Annotated in this window: 17 protein-coding genes; 12 read left to right on the plus strand and 5 right to left on the minus strand. The window is 70.9% G+C overall.

All coding sequences use genetic code 11. From position 1 onward, the window contains the following. Window positions 1-35 precede the first annotated feature (35 nt). The 3 genes from ACFYO5_RS19175 to ACFYO5_RS19185 all read left to right on the plus strand — a co-directional run bounded on the left by ACFYO5_RS19175 (window position 36) and on the right by ACFYO5_RS19185 (window position 4,095). Entirely contained in the window at window positions 36-476 is a 441-nt protein-coding gene (locus ACFYO5_RS19175; RefSeq protein ID WP_356566129.1) for a (deoxy)nucleoside triphosphate pyrophosphohydrolase, read from the plus strand. A gap of 153 nt (window positions 477-629) precedes the next feature. Beyond that, window positions 630-1,037 carry an ATP-binding protein gene (locus ACFYO5_RS19180; RefSeq protein WP_356566131.1) on the plus strand — a complete coding sequence of 136 codons (408 nt, stop codon included), beginning with the start codon at window positions 630-632 and terminating at the stop codon, window positions 1,035-1,037. 412 nt (window positions 1,038-1,449) lie between these two features. Continuing rightward, window positions 1,450-4,095 (plus strand): SpoIIE family protein phosphatase, encoded by a 2,646-nt coding sequence (locus ACFYO5_RS19185; protein ID WP_388709959.1) that lies wholly within the window; start codon window positions 1,450-1,452, stop codon window positions 4,093-4,095. Between the two features lie 9 nt (window positions 4,096-4,104). Here the strand turns inward: ACFYO5_RS19185 and ACFYO5_RS19190 are convergent, their stop codons facing one another. After that, entirely contained in the window at window positions 4,105-4,572 is a 468-nt protein-coding gene (locus ACFYO5_RS19190) for a hypothetical protein (RefSeq protein ID WP_388709961.1), read from the minus strand. A gap of 475 nt (window positions 4,573-5,047) precedes the next feature. On the opposite strand from ACFYO5_RS19190, the gene ACFYO5_RS19195 reads away from it, so the two are divergent. Beyond that, complete coding sequence (locus ACFYO5_RS19195) at window positions 5,048-6,160, plus strand: hypothetical protein (RefSeq protein WP_388710430.1); 1,113 nt, start codon at window positions 5,048-5,050, stop codon at window positions 6,158-6,160. Between the two features lie 172 nt (window positions 6,161-6,332). Next, a complete protein-coding gene (locus ACFYO5_RS19200; protein ID WP_388709963.1) occupies window positions 6,333-7,271 on the plus strand; it encodes a class I SAM-dependent methyltransferase in 939 nt (312 codons plus the stop codon). An 18-nt stretch (window positions 7,272-7,289) separates the two neighbouring features. Here the strand turns inward: ACFYO5_RS19200 and ACFYO5_RS19205 are convergent, their stop codons facing one another. The 4 genes from ACFYO5_RS19205 to ACFYO5_RS19220 are packed head-to-tail and all read right to left on the minus strand — an operon-like array spanning window position 7,290 to window position 11,150. Next, window positions 7,290-8,066 (minus strand): succinate dehydrogenase/fumarate reductase iron-sulfur subunit, encoded by a 777-nt coding sequence (locus ACFYO5_RS19205; RefSeq protein ID WP_356566139.1) that lies wholly within the window; start codon window positions 8,064-8,066, stop codon window positions 7,290-7,292. Next, window positions 8,063-10,003 carry a fumarate reductase/succinate dehydrogenase flavoprotein subunit gene (locus tag ACFYO5_RS19210; RefSeq protein WP_388709965.1) on the minus strand — a complete coding sequence of 647 codons (1,941 nt, stop codon included), beginning with the start codon at window positions 10,001-10,003 and terminating at the stop codon, window positions 8,063-8,065. The genes ACFYO5_RS19205 and ACFYO5_RS19210 overlap by 4 nt, the downstream gene beginning before the upstream one ends. Before the next feature lie 19 nt (window positions 10,004-10,022). Further along, the gene (locus tag ACFYO5_RS19215; RefSeq protein WP_388709967.1) at window positions 10,023-10,841 is read right to left on the minus strand and encodes a hypothetical protein; all 819 of its coding nucleotides are present in this window, start codon (window positions 10,839-10,841) and stop codon (window positions 10,023-10,025) included. Window positions 10,842-10,859: 18 nt separating this feature from the next. Beyond that, complete coding sequence (locus tag ACFYO5_RS19220; RefSeq protein WP_388709969.1) at window positions 10,860-11,150, minus strand: hypothetical protein; 291 nt, start codon at window positions 11,148-11,150, stop codon at window positions 10,860-10,862. A 286-nt stretch (window positions 11,151-11,436) separates the two neighbouring features. On the opposite strand from ACFYO5_RS19220, the gene ACFYO5_RS19225 reads away from it, so the two are divergent. From ACFYO5_RS19225 to ACFYO5_RS19255, 7 genes are all read left to right on the plus strand, one after another. After that, entirely contained in the window at window positions 11,437-13,665 is a 2,229-nt protein-coding gene (locus tag ACFYO5_RS19225) for an ABC transporter substrate-binding protein (RefSeq protein ID WP_388709971.1), read from the plus strand. Window positions 13,666-13,826: 161 nt separating this feature from the next. Then, a complete protein-coding gene (typA, locus tag ACFYO5_RS19230; protein WP_356566149.1) occupies window positions 13,827-15,734 on the plus strand; it encodes a translational GTPase TypA in 1,908 nt (635 codons plus the stop codon). Window positions 15,735-16,251: 517 nt separating this feature from the next. Next, a complete protein-coding gene (locus ACFYO5_RS19235) occupies window positions 16,252-17,298 on the plus strand; it encodes an ABC transporter permease (protein WP_388709974.1) in 1,047 nt (348 codons plus the stop codon). A gap of 102 nt (window positions 17,299-17,400) precedes the next feature. Continuing rightward, entirely contained in the window at window positions 17,401-19,206 is a 1,806-nt protein-coding gene (locus ACFYO5_RS19240; protein ID WP_356566153.1) for an ABC transporter substrate-binding protein, read from the plus strand. Window positions 19,207-19,304: 98 nt separating this feature from the next. Continuing rightward, entirely contained in the window at window positions 19,305-20,282 is a 978-nt protein-coding gene (locus tag ACFYO5_RS19245) for an ABC transporter permease (protein ID WP_356566155.1), read from the plus strand. Window positions 20,283-20,297: 15 nt separating this feature from the next. After that, complete coding sequence (locus ACFYO5_RS19250) at window positions 20,298-21,359, plus strand: ABC transporter ATP-binding protein (protein ID WP_356566157.1); 1,062 nt, start codon at window positions 20,298-20,300, stop codon at window positions 21,357-21,359. Window positions 21,360-21,372: 13 nt separating this feature from the next. Next, the gene (locus tag ACFYO5_RS19255) at window positions 21,373-22,509 is read left to right on the plus strand and encodes an ABC transporter ATP-binding protein (RefSeq protein ID WP_388709977.1); all 1,137 of its coding nucleotides are present in this window, start codon (window positions 21,373-21,375) and stop codon (window positions 22,507-22,509) included. The last annotated feature ends 1,144 nt before the right edge of the window (window positions 22,510-23,653 follow it).

The following is a 23,653-nucleotide window of genomic DNA, read 5'->3' on the forward strand; positions in this document are numbered from 1 at the left end:
CCGACGCCCCGGACCGCTCCCGTAGGCTCCCGCGCATGACGGAACGGATCGTGGTGGTCGGAGCCGCCCTGCTCGACGGCGACCGCCTGCTCGCCGCACGCCGCAGCGCACCCCCCGAACTCGCCGGACGGTGGGAACTGCCCGGCGGCAAGGTCGAACCGGGGGAGCGGCCCGAGGAGGCCCTGGTCCGCGAACTGCGGGAGGAACTCGGCGTCGACGCGCGGGTCATGGAGCGCGTGCCGGGTGAGTGGCCGCTGCGACCGCCGTACGCGCTGCGGGTGTGGACCGCCCGTCTGGAGCCGGCCTCCGCCGCCCCCGCCCCCCTCCAGGACCACGACGACCTGCGCTGGCTCGCACCCGAGGAGATCTGGGACGTCGACTGGCTGGACCAGGACGTCCCGGCCGTACGGAAGGTGGCCGCGCGGCTGCGGACCGGGGCGGGAGAGCCGTCACGGGCGGCGGCCGACGACGACTGACCTCGCCCTCACGCCCCGGCAGCCGCGCTCCCCGCACGCCCTCGCCCGCGCTGCCACCGTGCGCCGTCTCGCGCGGTACTGCATGCCGAATATCGGGTATGTCCCCATTAACCCCACGAAACAGGGCGTGGGTGCGCTTCGCTGGCCTGGGAAGTGATCGGCGTGATCGACGGCGAGGGCGACTGCGTCGAGTGGACGTTCCCCGCGGAAGCCGGCGCGGTGCGCACCGCCCGCGCCGCGGTACGGGGGCAGTTGCGCCGCTGGGGCCTCGACAGCCTCGGCGACATCGCCGCCCTCCTGGTCAGTGAACTCGTGACGAACGCCCTGCGGCACGCCACCGGTCCCATCGGGGTCCGCCTGCTCCGGCCCGTCGGACTGCCCGAGGTGCTGCTCGTGGAGGTCTCCGACCCGGTGCCGGACCCGCCGCGCGAGCGCGCCGCCCGGCCCGAGGACGAGAGCGGGCGCGGACTGCAACTGGTCGCCTCCTCCTCGCGTCGCTGGGGCAGCAGACCCGGCGGCACGGGCAAGACGGTGTGGTTCGAACTGGCCGTCCCCGGCTGACGGCACGCGGGGGCGCGGCGTGCGGGAGGCCGGGAACGGCGTGCGGGACGAGGCCGGGGATCCGCGCCTCCCCGGCCCGCCCGGCGGTACGCGGGCGCGCGGTGTTCGGGAGACCGGGGACGGCGTTCGGGAAGCCGGGAACGGCGTGCGGGACGAGGCCGGGATCCCCGTCTCCCCGGCCCGCCCGGCGGCCACCCGGACACCAGTCCGGCGAAGCATGCTGCCAGGTGTGGTTCGACGACGTGTTGGCTGGTTAGAAGATTGGAAGTGTTGTCACGGAACGGTCCGAAAAAAGCCTGGACCGTGCTGTGATCGTGAACACCGTGTCGTGCGGCGCCGTAGTGCTGGATACTGCGGGCAGCCGCAACCGGTGACCGGTGCCGGGCGCGGTGAGCTGGAGGGGACGGTTCGCGTGAGCGAGATACCAGCGAAGGCCACGGAGTCCGAGGACCCGTCGGACGGCGCGAGGGCGGAGACCGCGGACGCGTGCGCGGGCGACGCCCGACACACCCTTGCCGACGGCGAGGTGCCGGCCGGCGACGCCCTGTGGCAGAGCAGTCCACCCGGCTCCATCTACGACTACATCAAGGTCGCCTCCTTCTCGATCGGCCCCGACGGACTCGTCGACCAGTGGAGTCTGCGCGCCGAGCAGATCTTCGGCATCGCCGCCGAACGGGCCGTCGGCATGGACCCCATCGACGCGTTCATCGACCCCGATCGGCGCGAGCGCGGCCAGCGCAAGATGGCCGAGATCCTCGACGGCCGAGAGTGGACCGGCGTCGTCCCCTTCCGGCTGCCCGCCCCCCCGGGCACGGGGGACGGGACGCGCGGCGAGCAGGGCCTCGCCGAGGTGTACGTCATGCCGACACGCACCCAGGAGGGCGAGAAGGCCGCCGTCTGCATCGTCGTCGACGTGCGTACCCTGCGCAGCATCGAGACCGACCTGGCCGCCTCGCAGGCGATATTCGGTCAATCCCCGTTCGGCTTCCTGCTGATCGACCCCGAGCTGCGGGTCCGCCGCGCCAACGAGCGGTTCGCGTCCATCTTCGGCGGCACCCCCGACGACCACCGCGGCAAGGGCGTCCCGGACTATCTGCCCAGGCCCGAGGCCGAGCGGGTCAGCGCCGTGCTGCGCCGGGTGCTGGAGACCGGCGACTCCATCACGGACATGCACGTCACGGGCTTCGTGCCGGGCTCCGAGGAACGCCGGCACTGGTCCGTCAACCTGTACCGCGTGCACAGCGGTTCGGGCCGGCCCATCGGCATCGCCTGGCTCGGCACCGACGTCACCGCCCGCCGTGCCGCCGCCCGTGAGGCCGCCGCCGCGCGGCGCAACCTCGCCCTGCTGAACGAGGCGGGCGCCCGCATAGGGAACTCCCTCGACCTGGAGACGACCGCGCGCGAACTCCTCGACGTCGTCGTGCCCGGGTTCTGCGACCTGGCCACCGTCGACCTCTACCAGGGGCTGCTGGCCGGCGACGAGACCCCGACCGGCCTCGCCGACGGCAGCGCCGAACTCCGCCGGGTCGCCTTCTCGTCCGCCGTGTCCGACGCGCCGTTCCCCGGCAGCGGTGCGGCCGTCGCCGTCGGCGCGGTCCACCACTTCCCGTTCAACTCCCCCTGCGCGGACGCCCTGCGCACCGCGCGCCCGGTGACCATCCCCGGCGAGGAGGGCGGCCTGGTGCAGTCCACCCTCGCCGTTCCGATGGTCGCGCACGACACGGTCGTGGGGCTGGTCCAGTTCTCGCGGACGAAGGGCAGCGAGCCGTTCGGGGACCGGGACCGGGACCTCGCGGTGGAGCTGGCGGCGCGGGCGGCCGTCTGTATCGACAACGCGCGGCTGTACCGGCGTGAGCACGAACGGGCGTTGATGCTCCAGCGGTCGCTGCTGCCGCCGGGCGACCCGGTCGCCTCCGGCCTGGACATCGCCTGCCGCTATCTGCCCGGCAGCGTCGCTTCCGGCCGCCCCAGCGAGGTCGGCGGCGACTGGTTCGACGTCATCGAACTGCCCGGACACCGTACGGCGTTGGTGGTCGGCGACGTGATGGGGCGCGGGCTGCGCGCGGCGGTCGCGATGGGTGAACTCCGCACCGCCGTACGGACCCTCGCCCTCCTCGACCTCGAACCGGCGGAAGTCCTCTCCGCGCTGGACGAGATCGCGCGCGGCCTCGGCACCCCCGGTGGCGTCCAGCAGGCCACCCGCGCCGCCCGCCGGCCCCGCGAGGCCGACCTGTCCGAGGTGTACCTCGCGACCTGCGTCTACGCCGTGTACGACTCGGTGACCCGCAGGTGCACCTTCGCCAACGCGGGCCACCTGCCGCCCGTGCTGGTCGAACCCGGCGAGCCCGCGCTGATGCTCGACGTGCCGCCGGGCATGCCGCTCGGCGTCGGCGGGGAGCCCTTCGAGGAGGTCGAGGTCGAACTCCCCGAGGGCGCGCTCCTCGCCCTCTACACGGACGGACTCGTCGAATCACGCGACCACCCCCTCGACGAGGGCCTCCAGGCCTTCGTGGGAGCCCTGACGGACCCCACGAGCCCCCTGGAGGACGTCTGCGACCACGTCCTCACCACCCTCGACACCCACCACGGCGAGGACGACATCGCGCTGCTGATGGCCCGCGTGCAGGGCCTGCCCGCCGACTCCGTCGGCGACTGGACACTGCCGCGCGAACCGCGCAGCGTCGGCCGGGCCCGCGAGTACGCCCGCGGGCAGCTGCTCGGCTGGGGCATGGAACCGCTCGTCGACACCACGGAACTCCTCGTCAGCGAACTCGTCACGAACGCGCTCCGCTACGGCGAGGGCGAGATCAGACTCCGGCTGCTGCTCGACCGCACCCTGGTGTGCGAGGTGTGGGACGCCGGCCTGGTCCAGCCGCGCCGCCGCCGCGCCCGCGACACCGACGAGGGCGGCCGGGGCCTCCAGCTCGTCGGCCTGCTCTCCGCTGCCTGGGGGTCCCGCCGCACCCCCCGCGGCAAGACGGTCTGGTTCGAACTCCCCCTCCCCGACGGCGGGACAGGCCTCGCGGACCCGGCGGAGGCGCTGCTGAGCCTCTTCTGACGGGCCGCTCTACGCGGGTGGCTCCTCGGGGCCGTTCGGTCCGCGCGCGAACCCCGCCGGACCGGGCTTCTCCGGGTCGACGGCCCGGACGGGGGTCGCCCGGCCCCGCTCGTCGGGGACGCCCGGTTCCGGGTGCGGCGGTGAGGGGGTGACGCGGCCGCCCGGTGTCGTCCGGGTGCGGGTCCGGCGGACGCGGCGGAGGTAGCCGTACCCCGCGAGGGCCCCGGCCGCGCCGACCGTGAGGAGCGGCAGGACCAGGTCGGCGGCCGACGCCCCGTCCTCCGCGGTGGCGGGGGCCGGCGCCGGGGCGGAGGCGGCGGGACGGGTGATCGCAACCGAAGCGTCCGTCGCGGTCGTCATCCCCGGCAACACCAGCCACACGATTCCCGTGGCTCCGCCCAGTACGGCGTGCACCACCCGCACGAACCTGTGCGGACCGGTCCGCCGAGACCGGCCCCGGAGCTTGGACGACGTCACATTCGGGAGCGTAGGGCCGGCCATGCGACCACGCGACCGGGATACGCCCGAGACGGGGCGCGTGGGGCGGCCGAGCAGAGGGGGAACAGTGAAGGACCACTCCAGCGGTACCAACGCGGAGGCGAGGCCCGACACGGGCGCGGGGTCCGACGAGGGCGTGGCGCCCGATGCCGATGCGAGGCGTGTCTCCGAGGCAAGGCCTGAGAACGGACCCGGAGCTGGGGCCGAGGCGAGCCCCGACGCGGGGGCGCACCCCGAGGTGGAGGCGGACGTGGGGGCTGGGACGAGGTCTGAGGCAGGAGTGAGGCTTGCCGCGGGCGGGGCGCCCGGCACCCGTGCGGCAGCCTCCGAGGGAGGCGCGGCGGCCACCGGACCGCGCGCGGCAGCCACCGACACGGGCCCGGCGCGCACCGACACGGGCACGGACGCCCACGCCCACGCCCACCCCGGCGCGGACACCCAAGCCGATGCGGCCATCGACGTGCCGGCCGCGCAGGCCGACCAGGGCGCGGCGGCCGACGAGGATGCGGCGGCCGACGAGGGCGCGGCGGCCGACGAGGATGCGGCGGCCGTACGGCGTCGTCGGCGCGTCCGCCGGAGGATACGGATCGCCCTGGCCGTCCCCCTCCTCCTCCTGCTCCCGCTCCTCGTCGCCCTCACCGCCCTGCGCGTCAACTACATGGGCGACCCGGCGGACGGCACCCACACCCGTGGCAAGGACGCCCTCTGGCTCGGTCACGCCTGGGTGGACGGCCGCAAGAAGGACGCCGACATCGCCGCCCTGGCCGACCGTCTGAAGGACACCGGCATCCGCGACCTGTACGTCCACTCCGGGCCCCTGGAGCACGACGGCACGCTTCCGGAGTCGTCGTATCCCCGAGCCCGCTGGTTCATCGCCGCCGTCCACCGGGAGATGCCGGGGATCCGCGTCCAGGCCTGGCTCGGTGACGTGCTCGCCAGCGAGTCCCCCCAGGGCATGCGGCTGGAGCGCGCGCAGACGCGTGCGGCGGTCGTACGGTCCACGCGCGAGATCCTCGCCACCGGCTTCGACGGCGTCCATTTCGACCTGGAGCCCCTGCACTCCGGTGACCGGGACTACCTGACCCTCCTGGACGCCCTGCACCGGGTCACCGCCGCACAGGACGCGCCCCTGTCCGTCGCCGCCCACCAGATCGACCCGGTGCCCGGCTTCCACTCCTTCTGGGGCACGACCACCGGTCACCCGAAGTGGTGGTCGCAGAAGTTCTTCGGCGAGGTGGCCCGCCGCGTCGACCAGATCGCCGTCATGTCGTACGACACGATCCAGCCGTTGGAGAGCACCTACGGCGGCTATGTCGCCCAGCAGACCTCTCTCGCCCTGGAGGTCACCCCGCCCACCACCGACCTCCTGATGGGCCTGCCCTTCTACCACGAGAACCGTTTCGGCCACTGGAATCACGCCGAGACCGTCCCCGCCGGAGTCCGGGGCGTCCGCCTCGGCCTGTCCCGCACGGACGCCGACCGCGCGAACTTCGGTGTCGCCCTGTACGTCGACTTCGCGGCGGAGGAGTCGGACTGGACGGCGTACCGCGAGGGCTGGGTGGGCTGACGCCCGATCCCTCGCCCCGTCGAGCGGGGCCGCCACCCCGTCACCTGGGACGCCATCGGGCCGTCGCCCGGACGTCATGCGAGCTTCGCCTCCGGGGGCGCCCGCGTTGGTTGTGCACGGGTTGTGGGCGCCCTAGTGTCCACATCCCCTATCCCGGTAAGGGCACTCTCTGATGCGATCGCTCCTCACCAGCAAGGCCGTCCGCCGAGCCCTGCGCCCGGTGGCCGAACTCGTCGACCAGCGCGTCGAGCGCCAGGTCCGCCGCACCCTGGGGACCGGCGGGCGGGCCGCCACCGACGCCTCCCTCGACGCGGTGCGGCAGGAACTCCAGGCGATCCGCGACCGCCGACACCCCCTGGAACTCTTCTTCGACGGCACCGGGCGCGGCATGGCGCGCATGCCGTCGGCGACCCACCTGGACCAGCTGATCGACGAACTCGCCGCCGTGACCGGCAACCGGGACGACGCGGAGCGGGGTGTCGCCCAGGCGTTCCGGCTCCTCGTCGCCCTGGAGGCACTGGGCGTGGGCCGGATCGCCGGCGGCACGATGAACATCGTCGGCAAGCTGTCCGCCGTACCGCTGCTCGACCCGCCGAACGACGACATGCTGGAGATCGGCACGCTGTACGGGATGTTCGGCGCGGCCCTCATCCGCATGATGGAACGCGCCGGCCGCGACCCCCGGCTGACCATCGTCGATCCGCTCGCCGGGACGCAGTTGCAGCCCGGCACCACGATGTCGGACGACGCCTCCGGCACCCCGGTCCGTGAGGCCGCCGTGCGCACCAACCTCTCGCTGGCGGGCGCGGCCGGCGCCGCGACCCGGATCCAGCAGGGCTTCTCCGAGGACCCCGGGGTGCGGGCCCTGGTCTCCGACCGTTCCTACGGCGTGATCGTCGTCGACGGCGACCACTCGGCCGCCGGTGTCGCGGCGGACCTGGAGTGGGCCGAGAGGATCGTCGCGCCCGGCGGCATCGTCGTGCTGGACGACTTCGGGCACCCCAAGTGGCCGGGCATCAGGGAGGCGTTCGACAAACACATGGCCACCGACACCCGGTTCACCTTCCTCGGGCACGTGGCGCACTCGGGATATCTGCGAGCTTCGTCCTGACCGCGCCCGCGGCGGCCCTCACGCCGACGAGGGCCGCCGCCTGATCTTGTTCCCGAGCCAGACGAGCGGGTCGTACTTGCGGTCCACGGCCCGCTCCTTCAGGGGGATCAGCGCGTTGTCCGTGATCTTGATGCCCTCGGGGCAGACCTCCGTGCAGCACTTGGTGATGTTGCAGTAGCCGAGGCCGTGTTCGTCCTGAGCGGCGCGCTTGCGGTCCAGGCCGCTCTCCTCGGCCGCGTCCAGCGGATGCATGTCCAGCTCCGCGACCCGCATGAGGAACCGGGGGCCGGCGAACGCCGCCTTGTTCTCCTCGTGGTCGCGGACCACATGGCAGGTGTCCTGGCACAGGAAGCACTCGATGCACTTGCGGAACTCCTGCGGCCGGTCCACGTCCTCCTGGAACATGCGGTACTCGCCGGGGGCCACGCCCTCGGGCGGCACGAAGGCCGGGACCTCCCTGGCCTTGCGGTAGTTGAAGCCGACGTCCGTCACCAGGTCGCGGATCACCGGGAAGGCCCGCAGGGGGGTCACGGTGATCGTCTCGTCCCGGTCGAACACCGACATACGGGTCATGCACAGCAGCCGCGGGCGGCCGTTGATCTCCGCCGAACACGAACCGCACTTGCCCGCCTTGCAGTTCCAGCGGACGGCCAGGTCGGGCGCCTGGGTGGCCTGGAGGCGGTGGACGATGTCGAGGACGACCTCGCCGTCGTTGACCTCGACGGCGAAGTCCTTCAGGCCGCCGCCCCGCTCGTCACCCCGCCACACCTTGAAACGGGCCTCGTAGGTGCTCAACTGGACAGCTCCTCCTCGGCGAGGTACTTGACCAGCTCCTCCTTCTCGAAGAGGGCCAGCAGGTCGGGACGGACGGGTTCGGTGGTCTCGCGGGTGAGGGTGATCCGGTCGCGTGCCGGGTCGGCGGCCGACGGCTCCCCGGCCGGTTCGGTCAGCGAGCAGAGCAGGTTGACGTTGCGCCAGGCGCGGTCCATCGACGGATGGTCCTCGCGGGTGTGGCCACCGCGCGACTCCGTGCGCGCCAGCGCGGCCCGGGCCACGCACTCGCTGACCAGCAGCATGTTCCGCAGGTCCAGGGCGAGGTGCCAGCCGGGGTTGAACTGGCGGTGCCCCTCCACGCCGGCCCGCTCGGCCCGTACGCGCAACCGCGCCAGCTTCTCCAGGGCCTGGTCCATCTCGCCCTCCCGGCGGATGATGCCGACCAGGTCGTTCATGGTCTGCTGGAGTTCCTGGTGGAGGGTGTACGGGTTCTCGGGCGGGCTTCCGGCGGGCTTCCCGGGCTCCCCGGCCTCCGCGGAGAACGGGCGCAGGGCCTCGGCGGCGGCCGTGCCGACCTGGGCGTCGTCGATCTCGGGCCGGGCGGTGGCCGCCGCGTACTCGGCGGCGTGCCAGCCCGCCCGGCGGCCGAACACCAGCAGGTCGGAGAGGGAGTTGCCGCCCAGCCGGTTGGAGCCGTGCATGCCGCCGGCCACCTCACCGGCGGCGTACAGGCCCGGTACCCCCCGGGCGGCGGCCGTGTCGGAGTCGACGGCGATGCCGCCCATCACGTAGTGGCAGGTGGGACCCACCTCCATCGCCTCCGCGGTGATGTCCACGTCGGCCAGCTCCTTGAACTGGTGGTACATGGACGGCAGCCGGCGTTTGATCACTTCCGCCGGCATCCGCGTGGACACGTCGAGGAAGACGCCGCCGTGCGGGGAGCCGCGGCCCGCCTTCACCTCGGAGTTGATGGCGCGGGCCACCTCGTCGCGGGGGAGCAGTTCGGGGGGCCGCCGGTTGTTGTCCGCGTCCTCGTACCAGCGGTCGCCCTCCTCCTCGGACTCGGCGTACTTGTCCTTGAAGACGTCCGGGACGTAGTCGAACATGAACCGCTCGCCCTCGGAGTTCCTGAGCACCCCGCCGTCGCCGCGCACCGACTCGGTGACCAGGATGCCCTTCACCGACGGCGGCCAGACCATGCCCGTCGGGTGGAACTGCACGAACTCCATGTTGAGCAGCGGCGCCCCGGCGAGCAGGGCGAGCGCGTGGCCGTCGCCGGTGTACTCCCACGAGTTCGACGTCACCTTGAAGGACTTGCCGATCCCGCCGGTGGCGATCACCACGGCGGGCGCCTCCAGGACGAAGAAGCGGCCGGACTCGCGGGCGTAGCCGAAGACCCCGCCGACCCGGCCGGCGGGGTCCTGGAGGACGCGGGTGACGGTGCACTCCTGGTACACCTTCAGCCGGGACTCGTAGTCGCCGCTCTCCTGGAAGTCCTCCTGCTGCAACGACACGATCTTCTGCTGGAGGGTGCGGATCAGCTCCAGGCCGGTGCGGTCGCCGACGTGCGCCAGGCGCGGGTACTCGTGGCCGCCGAAGTTGCGCTGCGAGATCCGGCCGTCCTTCGTCCGGTCGAACAGGGCGCCCCAGGTCTCCAGCTCCCACACCCGGTCCGGGGCCTCCTTGGCGTGCAGCTCGGCCATCCGCCACTGGTTGAGGAACTTGCCGCCGCGCATGGTGTCGCGGAAGTGGACCTGCCAGTTGTCGCCCGCGTTGACGTTGCCCATGGCGGCCGCGATGCCGCCCTCGGCCATCACGGTGTGCGCCTTGCCGAACAGCGACTTGCAGATCACGGCCGTACGGGCGCCGCGCTCGCGTGCCTCGATCGCGGCCCGCAGACCGGCTCCACCGGCCCCGACCACGACGACGTCCCACTCCTGCCGGTCGACCACGGACATCGGATAAGGCCTCACTCGTCTAGAAGAAGCGTGGATCGTCGAAGGCGCCGGACGCGACCAGGTACACGTAGAAGTCGGCGAGTGCGACGCTCACCAGCGACGCCCAGGCGAGCTGCATGTGCCGGGCGTTGAGCCTTCCGGCCCACTGCCACATCCGGTAGCGGACGGGATGCTTGGAGAAGTGTCTGAGCTTGCCGCCGACGATGTGCCGGCAGGAGTGGCAGGAGACCGTGTACGCCCAGATCAGCACGATGTTGACCAGGAAGACCAGGGTGCCGAGCCCCATGTGGCCCCACGCGTAGTGCTCGTCGCGGAAGGCGAGCACGGTGTCGTAGGTCAGGATCCCGGCGACCGCGATCGCGGCGTAGAAGAAGTACCGGTGGATGTTCTGGAGGATCAGCGGGAAGCGGGTCTCACCCGTGTACTTCTTGTGCGGCTCCGCCACCGCGCAGGCCGGCGGGGACGCCCAGAAGCCCCGGTAGTAGGCCTTGCGGTAGTAGTAGCAGGTCAGGCGGAAGCCCAGGGGGAAGATCAGGATGATGATCGCGGGGGAGACGCCCCACCAGCCGCCGAAGATCTCCCAGTTCGGTCCGGCCCGCATCGGCTCGCACCGCTCCGCCAGGCAGGGGGAGTAGAACGGCGAGACGTACGGCGCCGCGTAGTAGTCGGTGTCGGCGAAGGCCCGCCAGGTCGAGTACACGACGAAGGCGAGCAGGCCGGCGGCGGTGAGCGCCGGGGACAGCCACCAGCGGTCGGTCCGCAGGTGCGGGGCGTCGATGGCGGCGCGCGTACCGCTTCGCACGCCGCCGGGGGGACGGGGTTCCGTACCAGTGGTCAAGGTGTGACTCCGGTCGGGTCAGGGGGCGCGGCGGTCGCGGGCACCGAGTCCCTCGTCGTCCGTGTCGATCCACAGCGAGTCGTCGTACGGCGTGTCGGACATGGTGACGAGATCGGGGCGCCCGGGCGCGACCTGGGTGGCCACCGCCGCGCGCAGGAGTCCGATGCTCTCCCGCAGGTGCTCGGCGTCGGTGCGGACGCGGCGCATGTCCAGCCCGCCACCGCCCATCTGCTGCTCCAGGCGCCCGACCGACCGGGTCAGGTCGTCGAGGCAGCGCTGGACCGAACTCAGTTCGTCGTGCACGGACATGACGTACCTCGCTTCCGTCGGCCTGGCGGCCGTGGGTGGCAACGGTCATGCGCCTGCGAGTGTTGCGCGTCACACCCTCCGGTGGGAAGGGATGTGCACCGATTGGCCGAGGCGTACGGGTGCACTCCCTGGTGCGTTGCGCCGCACGGGTGGGCTTCCCGGCTGTGGTCGCCGTGTCGCCGTCCGCTGCCGAACCCTTTCCTCTTCAGTGGCCGAATAGATGTGATCAGCTCCATATACCGCCAAAAGTGATCATAACGCCCGCGGCTCCCGGAGGTAAGCAGAGATGTCCCACGACCGCCTCGGACCCCGCGCGGTCATGCGCTCGGTCACCCTCCTCACCGCGGGAGCACTCGCGGTGCCCCTGCTGTCCGGCTGCTCCTCCGAGGACCGGGCCGGCCGGCCGCTGGCCGCCCAGGACATCGCCCCCGCCGCCCGGGCCCAGATCGCCGACGGCGGGACCCTGCGCTGGGCCGTGGACGCCGTGCCGGCCACCTTCAACACCTTCCAGGCCGACGCCGACGCCACCACCACCCGGGTCGCGCAGGCCGTCCTGCCCTCGATGTACCGGCTCGACGCGACGGGGCGGCCCCGGCGCCACCCCGACTTCCTGGAGTCCGCCGAGGTCGTCGACACCGAGCCCAAGCAGGTCGTCCTGTACCGGCTCGACCAGCAGGCGGTGTGGAGCGACGGCCGCGAGATCGGCGCCGCCGACTTCGCCGCCCAGTGGCGCGCCCTGTCCGGCAGGGACAGCGCCTACTGGACCGCCCGCAACGCCGGCTACGACCGCATCGAGAAGATCGAGCGGGGCGCCAACGACCTGGAGGTCCGGGTCACCTTCGCCCGCCGCTACGCCGACTGGCGGTCGCTGTTCTCCCCGCTGTACCCCAAGGACGTCATGGGCACGCCCGACGCCTTCAACGACGGGGCGCGACGCAAGCTCAAGGTCACCGCCGGGCCGTTCAGCGTCAAGCAGGTCGACCGCGAGAACGACCGGATCCGGCTCACCCGCAACCCGCGCTGGTGGGGCCGGCCCGCCAAGCTGACCGAGATCGTGCTGACCGCCGTACCCCGCGACGAACGGGCCGACCGGCTCGCCGACGGCGACCTCGACCTCGCCGAGATCGACCCCGCCGCCGCCCATGGCATCGACAGCGCCGCGGGCGCCGCCGGACCGCTCTCCGGACCCGGCGCCGGCCGCACCGCGGCGAAGGCGCTGCGCTCATGGGCCGTCGTCGACGACTCCACGACCGACGCGGAGGACGCGGCCGACGAGGAGACCCACGCCCGCGGGGAACTCCGCGAGGCCGTCGCCGCCTGGGAGCGGCAACGCAAGGAACTGCGCGGCTACGAGGTGCGCAAGTCGCTGGAGCCGGCCTACACGCAGCTGGCCCTCAACGGCGCCGACGGTCCCCTCGCCGACGAGCGGGTGCGCCGGGCGGTGGCCAGGGCGCTCGACCGCGAGGAGCTGGCGAAGGTGGTGCTCAAGCCGCTCGGCCTGCCCTCCGAGCCGGTCGGCAGCCACCTGGCGCTCTCCGGCCAGGAGGCGTACGCCGACAACAGCGGCGCACTCGGCGGCCAGGACACCGAGGAGGCGCAGGCCCTGCTCGCGGACGCCGGCTGGGTGGTGGGCGGCCCGGTGGACAAGCCCGAGAAGGGCGAGAAGGCCGCCGGGGCCGAGGGCGAGGATTCCGAGGGGAAGGAGTCCGAAGGCGGGAAGTCCGAGGAGGGCGGGAAGTCCGACGGCGACGACAAGTCCGAGGGCGGCGACGACGGCACGTACATCGTCGGCCAGGACGGCAAGGCGCCCACGGAGCACGGCCGCGACCACGAGGACCACGGCAGGCAGCTCGCCCAGGACGGCAGGCAGTACCTGAACCGGCAGGGCGCGCCCGGCGCCTACGCCCCCAAGGGCACCGCCGCCCCGGCGGGTGCCGCGCGCGAGGCGCTGGCGAAGGACGGCAAGGCGCTCACGCTCCGGTTCGTGCTGCCGACCGGCCCCGGCTCGGAGTCCCTGCGCCTGGTGGCCGGGCGGATCACGCGGATGCTGGAGAAGGTGGGCATCCGCACGGAGACCACCAAGGTGTCCGACGAGAGCTACTTCAAGGACCACATCGCGTCCGGCGAGTTCGACCTGGCCCTCTACTCCTGGCCCGCCTCCGCCTTCCCGGCCACCGACGCCCGGCCGATCTACGCCAAGCCGGTCCCGGGCGCCGACGGCTCGCTGAGCGTCGAGCAGAACTACACCCGGGTCGGCACCGACCAGGTCGACCAGTTGTTCGACCAGGCGCTCTCGACGCTGGACGAGAAGGAGGGCCGCTCGCTGCTCCGCAAGGCCGACGCCCGTATCTGGGCCGCTGCCGGATCGATTCCTCTCTACCAGCGTCCCCAGCTCACGGCGGTACGGAAGAACGTGGTCAACGCCGGGGCCTTCGGTTTCCAGACCCCCGTCTACGAGGACATGGGCTTCCTGGAGAAGGGCGCGAAGGCCTCCGCGAGCCCCGCGCGGAAGTGACCGAACGGTGATCACCGGGTGACCGATCGGCCCTGCGGAGGCCGTCCCCCGCCGGGCCACGTACGATGGGGTGAGGCCGTGGCGTGTCAAGCCCGGCAGGGCCCGCGTAACACGGACGTACGCAGCAGGGCCGCCCTCACACTCCGGGAGATCGCCGCTTTATGGCCACGCGCCACGATATTCGCAACGTAGCCATCGTCGCCCACGTCGACCACGGCAAGACGACCCTGGTCGATGCCATGCTCAAGCAGGCCGGCGCCTTCGCCGCGCACGCCGCCGAGTCGCTCGACGACCGCATGATGGACTCGAACGACCTGGAGCGTGAGAAGGGCATCACGATCCTCGCCAAGAACACGGCGGTGAAGTACCACCCCAAGGACGGGGGGGACGTCATCACCATCAACATCATCGACACCCCCGGTCACGCCGACTTCGGCGGCGAGGTGGAGCGCGGCCTGTCGATGGTCGACGCCGTCGTGCTGCTGGTGGACGCCTCCGAGGGTCCCCTGCCGCAGACCCGCTTCGTGCTGCGCAAGGCCCTCCAGGCCCGCCTGCCCGTCATCCTGTGCATCAACAAGACGGACCGGCCGGACTCGCGCATCGACGAGGTCGTGAACGAGGCCTACGACCTCTTCCTCGACCTCGACGCCGACGAGGAGCAGATCGAGTTCCCCATCGTCTACGCGTGTGCGCGTGACGGTGTCGCCTCCCTGACCAAGCCGGAGGACGGCACGGTCCCGCAGGACAGCGACAGCCTGGAGCCGTTCTTCTCCACGATCCTGTCGCACGTCCCGGCCCCGCAGTTCGACGAGGCGGCCCCGCTCCAGGCGCACGTCACCAACCTGGACGCCGACAACTTCCTCGGCCGTATCGCGCTGCTCCGCGTCGAACAGGGCGAGCTGCGCAAGGGGCAGACCGTCACGTGGATCAAGCGCGACGGCACCATGTCCAACGTGCGCATCACCGAGCTGCTGATGACCGAGGCGCTCACCCGCAAGCCCGCCGAGAAGGCCGGCCCGGGTGACATCTGCGCCGTCGCCGGCATCCCGGAGATCATGATCGGTGAGACCCTCGCCGACCCCGAGAACCCGATCGCGCTGCCGCTCATCACGGTGGACGAGCCGGCCATCTCGATGACCATCGGCACCAACACCTCGCCGCTGGTCGGCCGGGGCGGTACCGGCAAGGGCGCCGAGAACAAGGCCGCGGTCAAGGACCGCAAGGTGACCGCCCGTCAGGTCAAGGACCGTCTCGACCGCGAGCTGGTCGGTAACGTCTCGCTCCGCGTCCTGGACACCGAGCGTCCCGACGCCTGGGAGGTGCAGGGCCGCGGTGAGCTGGCGCTGGCCATCCTGGTCGAGCAGATGCGCCGTGAGGGCTTCGAGCTGACCATCGGCAAGCCCCAGGTCGTCACCAAGCTCGTCGACGGCAAGGTCTACGAGCCCGTCGAGCGCATGACGATCGACGTCCCCGAGGAGCACATGGGCGCCGTCACGCAGCTCATGGGCGTCCGCAAGGGCCGGATGGACAACATGTCCAACCACGGCTCGGGCTGGGTCCGCATGGAGTTCGTGGTCCCCTCCCGCGGTCTCATCGGCTTCCGTACCGAGTTCCTGACGGGCACGCGCGGTACGGGTATCGCCCACTCCATCCACGAGGGCCACGAGCCGTGGTTCGGCACCCTGACGACCCGTAACAACGGCTCGCTGGTCGCCGACCGCGCCGGTGCCGTCACCGCGTTCGCGATGACGAACCTCCAGGAGCGCGGCGTGCTGTTCACCGACCCCGGCACCGAGGTGTACGAGGGCATGATCGTCGGCGAGAACTCGCGCGCCGACGACATGGACGTGAACATCACGAAGGAGAAGAAGCTCACGAACATGCGGTCGTCGTCGGCCGACTCGTTCGAGGCGATCGTCCCGCCGCGCAAGCTGTCGCTGGAGCAGTCGCTGGAGTTCTGCCGCGACGACGAGTGCGTCGAGGTGACCCCGGAGGCGGTTCGCATCCGCAAGGTCGTCCTCGACCAGCGGGAGCGGGCCCGTTCCGCGAGCCGCGCCAAGCACGGCTGACGCTCCGCACGCCGGCTCCCGGCCCTCCCCGAGGGAGGGCCGGGGCTTCGGCGTGCCCGCGTGGGCTCCGCCCGCATGGGTCCCGCCCGTGTGGGTCCCGCCCGTGTGGGTCCCGCCCGTGTGGCCGCCGCCGCGTGGCCGGCTCCGGGGTGGGTGTGGCGGCGGACTCGAGGGGTGCCTGGAGGTGTGCTCCGGTGCGTCGGGGGCAGCCTGTGAGCCTGCTGTTCGCGTCACGGGAGTGGCCGTCCGTTTATCGGTTATCCGGCCAACGCGTTTCGGACGTGTAAACAAAATTTGATACGCATATGTCCGAAATGTCGATTTATTGTCTCACCTGTCAAGCGCGCGCAGGTGTCAATCTTTGCAATTTTTCCTCAAAATATGGGCGGTAGGGAGATCCCTATGTCATTCGCCCTTGACGCGCGTTGAACACTTTGGCGAAAGTTCCCCCAAACCACAGAACCTGCCGGTATCTGTGCTGCGCTCAACTCTCCAACCCCCCGGGGGAAGTACACACATGACCAGTCCAGCCAAGGCTGAAGGCTCCGGGCCCACGATTGCCTTGGACCCCCAGCTCGAGTCGACACCTGAGCCCGTCAAGGGTGAGGCGAAGCTGGAGGGTCGTTCTCCCGGCCAGTTGATGTGGCAGCGCTTCAAGCGCGACCGTACCGGGGTCGTCTGCGCCTGGGTAGTGATTTTGTACATCGTGGTGGCCCTCGCCGCCCCGCTGCTGACCAAGATCAGCGGTACCGATCCGTACACGCTGTACGGCCAGGACCCCACCTACTCGGACACGCCGGTGCTGGACGACTTCGGACTGCCCCTGGGCTGGTTCGGAGGCATCTCCGGGGACCACTGGTTCGGCGTGGAGCCGCAGTTCGGCCGGGACGTCTTCGCGATGCTGGTGTACGGCATGCGGACGTCGCTGCTGATGGCGTTCGGCGTGACCGTCCTGCTGATGACGACCGGTGTCGTCATCGGACTCATCGGTGGCTACTTCGGTGGTCGGACGGACTACTGGATCGGCCGTGTCACCGACTTCTTCCTGTCGTTCCCGCAGCAGCTGTTCTTCATCGCCTTCATGCCCGTGGTGACCTCGTTCTTCGTGGACCCGCGGGAGGAGACACCCACCTACTTCCGGGCGCTCGCGATGCTGATCGTGCTGTGGCTGCTGGGCTGGATGGGCATGTCCCGACTGGTCCGCTCCACCGTGCTGTCCCTGCGGGAGCGCGAGTTCGTCGAGGCCGCCAAGGTCTCCGGCGCCTCGCCGTGGCGTATCGTCCGCAAGGAGATCCTGCCCAACGTGGTGACACCGATCCTGGTGCAGTTCACGTACCAACTGCCCAGCACCATCCTCACCATCGCCTTCCTCTCCTTCGCGGGAGTCGGCTTCGTCGAGCCGACCCCGGACTGGGGGCGTCTGTTCGCCGCCGGCTCCGACTACGCGCAGCAGGACCCCGCGTTCATCTTCTTCCCGGGTATGGCGCTGGTGATCTTCGTCCTGGCCTTCAATCTCCTCGGAGACTCGGTGCGGGACGCCTTCGACCCCAAGTCCGGGCGGTAGATCGTCCATTGGTGGGGGGTGACTGCCGCCCCCGCGTCGGCCTACCAGCCGCGTCAGGCAGTACTCATGGATAACAACCGACAGGTAGGTGCATTCGCCAACATGAAGTCGTTCACCTCACGCAGAACGCGTGCCATCGTGGTCGCCATAGCGGCCGGCTCCCTGGCACTCACCGGCTGCTCCGAGAACAAGGGCGGCAAGTCCGGCGCGGACTCCGAGAAGGACCAGAAGGAGGCCGCGACGCAGTCGAAGTCGGTCTCCTACATCGACGCGGCCGGCTCCACCGGTCCCGCCAAGGAGGTGCCCGGCGCCAAGGCCGGCGGCACCATCCAGGTCTACCAGGAGGCGGGTCTCTCCCACCTGGACCCGGGTCAGATCTACGTGTCCGACGCCGGTCAGGTCGCCAACCTGCTGTTCCGCCGCCTGACCCAGTTCCAGGAGGACGACAAGGGCAACGTCTCGGTCGCCGGCGACCTCGCCACCGACTCGGGCAAGTCCACCGACGGCGGCAAGACCTGGACCTTCACCCTGAAGGACGGCATCAAGGACGCCAACGGCAACGCCATCACGTCCGCCGACATCCGTCACACGGTCGAGCGCCAGTTCGCGAAGTTCATCTTCGACGGCCCGCCCTACCTGCAGACCTGGCTCGCCGGCCAGAAGTACGCCGACGACTACCGCAAGCTCCTGCCCGGCGGCGGCTACGACGGCAAGCACCTGCCGGCCTCGGTCCTGGACACCCCGGACGCGAAGACGGTCGTCTTCCACTTCGACCAGGCGCGCCCCGACCTGCCGCAGACGCTGGCCATGGCCGGTTACGCCGTCGTGCCCGCGAAGACGGACACGAAGGAGAAGTACGACAAGGCCCCCGTCGCCACGGGCCCGTACAAGATCGCGTCGTACAAGGTCGGCAAGGCCCTGGTGCTCACCAAGAACACCAACTGGGACCCGAAGACCGACTCCGTGCGCCACCAGTACCCGGACGGCTTCAACTTCCAGTTCGGCGTCACCGAGTCGACCCAGACCAAGCGTCTGATCGCCGACCAGGGTGGCGACAAGAACGCCATCCAGCTCACCGGTGCCGTCGAGGCGACGCAGATCCAGGACGTCATCGGCAACCCGGCGGTCAACGCGCGCACGGTGAAGGGCTACCAGCCCTACGTCATGCAGCTGACCTTCAACCTCGACCGCGTGAAGAACAAGAAGGTCCGCGAGGCCGTCACCTACGCCGTCAACTCCAAGTCGCTCATCGCCGGTGAGGGTGGCGCGTACGGCGGCGACGTGGCCCCGAACTACTTCGCCCCGACCCTGCCGGGCTACGAGAAGACGTACGACCCGTACGGCCGTCTCAAGACGCCGCAGGGCAACATCGCCAAGGCCAAGGAGCTGCTGGCGGACGTCCCGGCCGCGGAGAAGAAGGTCGTCTTCGCCTACTCCAACAGCGAGGCCGGCCAGAAGCGCAAGGTCGCGATCGAGGACGCCCTGAGCAAGGTCGGCCTGGACGTCGTCGCCAAGGAAGTCGACTCCGCGAGCTACTACGAGCAGATCGGCAAGCTCAGCAACCCGTACGACATGTACATCACGGGTTGGGGCCAGGACTGGCCGTCGCCCGGCACCGTCATCACGCCGGTCTACGACCCGTCGCAGGTCACCGACGGTTCGCCGAACTACTCGCACGTCAAGGACCCGAAGGTCAAGGAGCTCATCCAGAAGGCCCTGACCCAGGACCCGACCGAGGCCGCCAAGACCTGGAAGGAAGCCCAGCACTACCTGCTGGAGAACGTCCTCCCGGCGGCGCCGCTGTGGTACACGAAGCAGTTCCAGCTCTCCGGTTCGAACATCGGTGGAGCCCGGTACGGCTCGGTGTCCAGCCTCCTCGACATCAACCGTCTGTTCCTGAAGTCGTAACTCTCTACGGCTGATCGCGGGGGTGCGCACCAGGCGGAGCGCACCCCCGCACCTCCGTGAAACCTCCCACCGTCTCCGCAGAGAGCAGCCCTCCCGCCATGTTTCAGTTCATCCTCCGGCGCACAGTCGGTGCCCTCGTCACCCTGTTCCTCATCGGCGCCGCCACGTTCTTCCTGTTCGTCGCCGCACCCTCCGACTATGCCTCCCTGGCCTGTGGCAAGGACTGCTCTCCCCAGAGACTTGAGGACATCCGGACGGCTCTCGGCCTCAACCTGCCGTTGCACACGCAGTTCTGGGACTTCATGACCGGCATCGTGACCGGCCGTGACTTCCCGGCCGGCCGTTGCGACGCGCCCTGCCTCGGTATGTCGTTCTACTCCGGCGACCCGGTCTGGTCGACGATCCTGGACCGTTTCCCGACCACCATGACCCTCACGGCCGGCGGCGCCGTCATCTTCCTGGTCGTCGGTGTCGGGGCGGGCATGCTCGCCGCCTACCGGCGCGGCTCGATGGTCGACAAGATCGCCACCGGTGCGTCGATGGTGCTGAGCTCCTTCCAGATCTACTTCCTCGGCCCCATCGTCCTGATCATCTTCGTGTACAGCACGGGCCTGATGGAGAACCCCCAGTACCGGCCGATCACCGAGGACCCGGTCGGCTGGTTCACGGGCATGCTGCTGCCCACCCTGGTGATGGCCACCATCTTCACCGCCCAGTACACGCGTATGGCCCGCTCCTCGATGATCGAGCAGCTCGCGGAGGAGCACGTCCGTACCGCCCGGGCCAAGGGCATGAGCAAGAAATACGTCTTCTTCCGGTACGCCTGGCGCGGCTCGCTCATCCCGATCGTGACCGTCCTCGGCATGGACATCAGTGGCATGCTCGGCGGTGCCGTCGTCACGGAGCTGACCTTCTCGCTCCAGGGCATCGGCCGCCTCGCGGTCGACGGCGCGACCACCAAGGACCTGCCGCTGACCATGGGCGTCATGCTGTTCGGTGCCTTCTTCATCCTGATCTTCAACATCCTCACCGACATCGCGTACGCCTACATCGACCCGCGCGTCCGGCTCTCCTAGGAAGAACGAACCATCGTGACCACACTGACCAAGACCGAGGACGCCCCGGCCCCGACCGGCCCGGAGAGCTTCCTGTCGGTGCGTGATCTGAAGGTGCGGTTCTCCACCGAGGACGGCATCGTCAAGGCGGTCGACGGCCTCTCCTTCGACGTCGAGCGCGGCAAGACCCTGGGCATCGTCGGCGAATCCGGCTCCGGCAAGTCCGTCACCAACCTGACGGTGCTGGGCCTGCACAATCCGGCCAACACGACCGTCGAGGGCGAGATCCTCCTCGACGGCAAGGAACTCGTCACCGCCGGCGAGCGCGAGCTGGAGCGGCTCCGCGGCAACAAGATGGCGATGATCTTCCAGGACCCGCTGACCGCCCTGTCGCCGTTCTACACGGTGGGCCGACAGCTGTCCGAGCCCTTCATGAAGCACCGGGGCGCCTCCAAGAAGGAGGCGAAGGACCGGGCGGTCCAGATGCTGGAGAAGGTCGGCATCCCGCAGCCCAAGGTCCGCTTCGACGACTACCCGCACCAGTTCTCCGGCGGTATGCGCCAGCGCGCGATGATCGCCATGGCGCTGATGTGCGACCCCGAGCTGCTGATCGCCGACGAGCCGACCACCGCGCTGGACGTCACCGTGCAGGCCCAGATCCTGGACCTGCTCAAGGACCTCCAGCAGGAGTTCGGCTCCGCGATCGTCTTCATCACGCACGACCTCGGCGTCATCTCCAACATGGCCGACGACCTGCTGGTGATGTACGCGGGCCGGGCCGTGGAGCGCGGCTCCGTCAAGGAGGTGCTGCGCACGCCGAAGCACCCCTACACCTGGGGCCTGCTCAGCTCGATGCCGCGCCTGGACGGGGACATCCACCAGGCGCTCGACCCGATCCCGGGCAGCCCGCCGTCGCTGCTCAACCCGCCCTCCGGCTGCCCGTTCCACCCGCGCTGCGCCTTCAAGGACCAGGTTCCGGGCGACCTGTGCTCGCAGGAACGGCCGCCGCTGGGCTCGGGGCGCGCCTCGGCCTGTCATCTGACGGCCGAGCAGAAGCAGACCATCTTCATCGACAAGATCCAGCCCCGGCTGCGCTAGGGAGCACCGAGACATGAGCGACAACCTCACCCTCCCCACACAGCAGGGATCGACCGACACCCCGTCCCCCGAGCCGCTGCTGAAGATCGAGGGCCTGACCAAGCACTTCCCGATCTACGGCGGCTTCCCGATCAAACGGAAGGTCGGCGCGGTCCAGGCCGTCGACGGTGTCGACCTGACGGTCGGCGTCGGCGAGAGCGTCGGCCTGGTCGGCGAGTCCGGCTGTGGCAAGTCGACCGCGGGCCGGCTGATCACCCGCCTGCTCGAACCCACCGCGGGGAAGATCACCTACTCGGGGCAGGACATCACCCACGCCTCGCGCCGCCAACTGGCGCCGGTGCGCTCCGAGATCCAGATGATCTTCCAGGACCCGTATTCCTCGCTGAACCCGCGGCAGACCGTCGGCACGATCATCAAGTCGCCGATGGAGGTCAACGGGATCGAGCCGGCGGGCGGCCGGGAGACCAAGGTCCGCGAGCTGCTCGAACTGGTCGGCCTCAACCCGGAGCACTACAACCGCTTCCCGCACGAGTTCTCCGGCGGCCAGCGCCAGCGCATCGGCGTGGCCCGCGCGCTGGCCCTGGAGCCGAAGCTGATCGTGGCGGACGAGCCGGTCTCCGCGCTGGACGTGTCGATCCAGGCGCAGGTCGTCAACCTGCTCCAGAAGGTGCAGCGGGAACTCGGCATCGCGTTCCTGTTCATCGCCCACGACCTGGCCGTGGTCCGGCACTTCTCGCAGCGCGTCGCGGTGATGTACCTGGGCAAGATCGTCGAGGTCGGCGACCGTGAGTCGATCTACAACGGCCCCCGGCACCCGTACACCCACGCCCTCCTCTCCGCCGTCCCCGAGGTCGAGATCGCGGAGGAGGGTCCCGCCCGCGAGCGGATCCGCCTCTCCGGTGACGTGCCCTCGCCGATCCACCCGCCGTCCGGCTGCCGCTTCCGCACCCGCTGCTGGAAGGCCCAGGACAAGTGCGCGACGGAGGAGCCGCCGCTGGTCCAGCTCTCCGGCAACCGGCGCGGCCACCTGACGGCCTGCCACTTCCCGGAGGACCCGACCACGGAGCCGCGCGACGAGGACGTCGTCCTCGACCCGGCGCTCAAGGCGCTGGAGAGCGACGCGGAGGGCGGCCCCGCCGCCAAGAAGTGAGGGACACCCGGCCGGGGGGACGACCAGGAGGTCGGCACCCGGCCGGGGGTACGACCAGGAGGTCGGCGTGCGGCGGAGGCTCATGACGTCGGCGTCCGGCCGGGTGCACGGCCACGACCTCGACGGCCGGCGCGGGATCACGGCAGCCGGCGTCCGGCCTCCGCACGCCCGTGCCCCCTCCCCGGCCGACCGCAGAGGGAATCGACGGCCGGCCGCGTGAGCGGAGGCCGGGGTCCGGCCGGCGGTGTGTGAGCCTTCCGGTCGGCCGCGCGACTCACGCGGCGCCAACGCCCGCTGCCGTGCCGCAGACGCAACGCCCGGCCGCACGACGACGGCCTCAACTCCGGGCGCTTGACCACAGGCTCAGCGCCCGGCGGGCCGGCCGGCCGTACGACGACGGCCTCGACGCCCGGGTCCGCCGTATGACGGCAAGGTCTGTCTCCGGCCGGCGGCGTGTCAGCCTTCCGGTCCGCGGCGCGACCACGGCTTCGACGCCCGGTCCGCCGCGGGACCACGTCTCTGTCCGCGCAGGGCCGTGAGGCGGGTTCGCTCGGCCTGTGGTGGCGGGGCTGCGTCGCCGGACGTCACGAGCCGGTGGCACGGGTGAGCGGGTAGCCCACTCCCGGACGAAGTCGACGTATTCGGGAGGGCCGAGCACCTCGAACTCCGCCCCCACGTTGCCCAGTGCCTGAGTCGTCCGGTCCAGGGTGTGAGAGGTCATCCGTACCCGGCACCTCTGCTCGACCTCCTCGACCGTCGCCCACGGAGCCGATCAGAGCTGGTCGGGGCTGACCCGCCTGCGGGGACCCTCGACGGGCGGCGGTCGGCGGCGGTCACAACCGCGCGTCTTCCGTGACGAGCGGGGCACGTGGTGGCTCCGCCGTCCGCAGTGGTCCTGGTGGCTCCGCCGCCATCGCGCCCCGCCGCCCGCAGTGGACCTGATCGCTCCCCCTCCATCGCGCCCCGCCGCCCGCAGCGGACCCGGTCCGGGAAGCCGTCGAACGCCTCGCCCCATCGGCCGCACGGAGCCCGATCGGGGAAGCCGTCCAACACCGTGTCCCGCCGCCCGCCGCCCGCCGCCCGCCGCCCACAGCTGTCACCCGGCTGCCCAGCGGCCGCATGCCGGGGCGCGGCGTGGGGCTGG

The organism is Streptomyces sp. NPDC006259, assembly GCF_042870975.1.
Classification (GTDB): Bacteria; Actinomycetota; Actinomycetes; order Streptomycetales; family Streptomycetaceae; genus Streptomyces.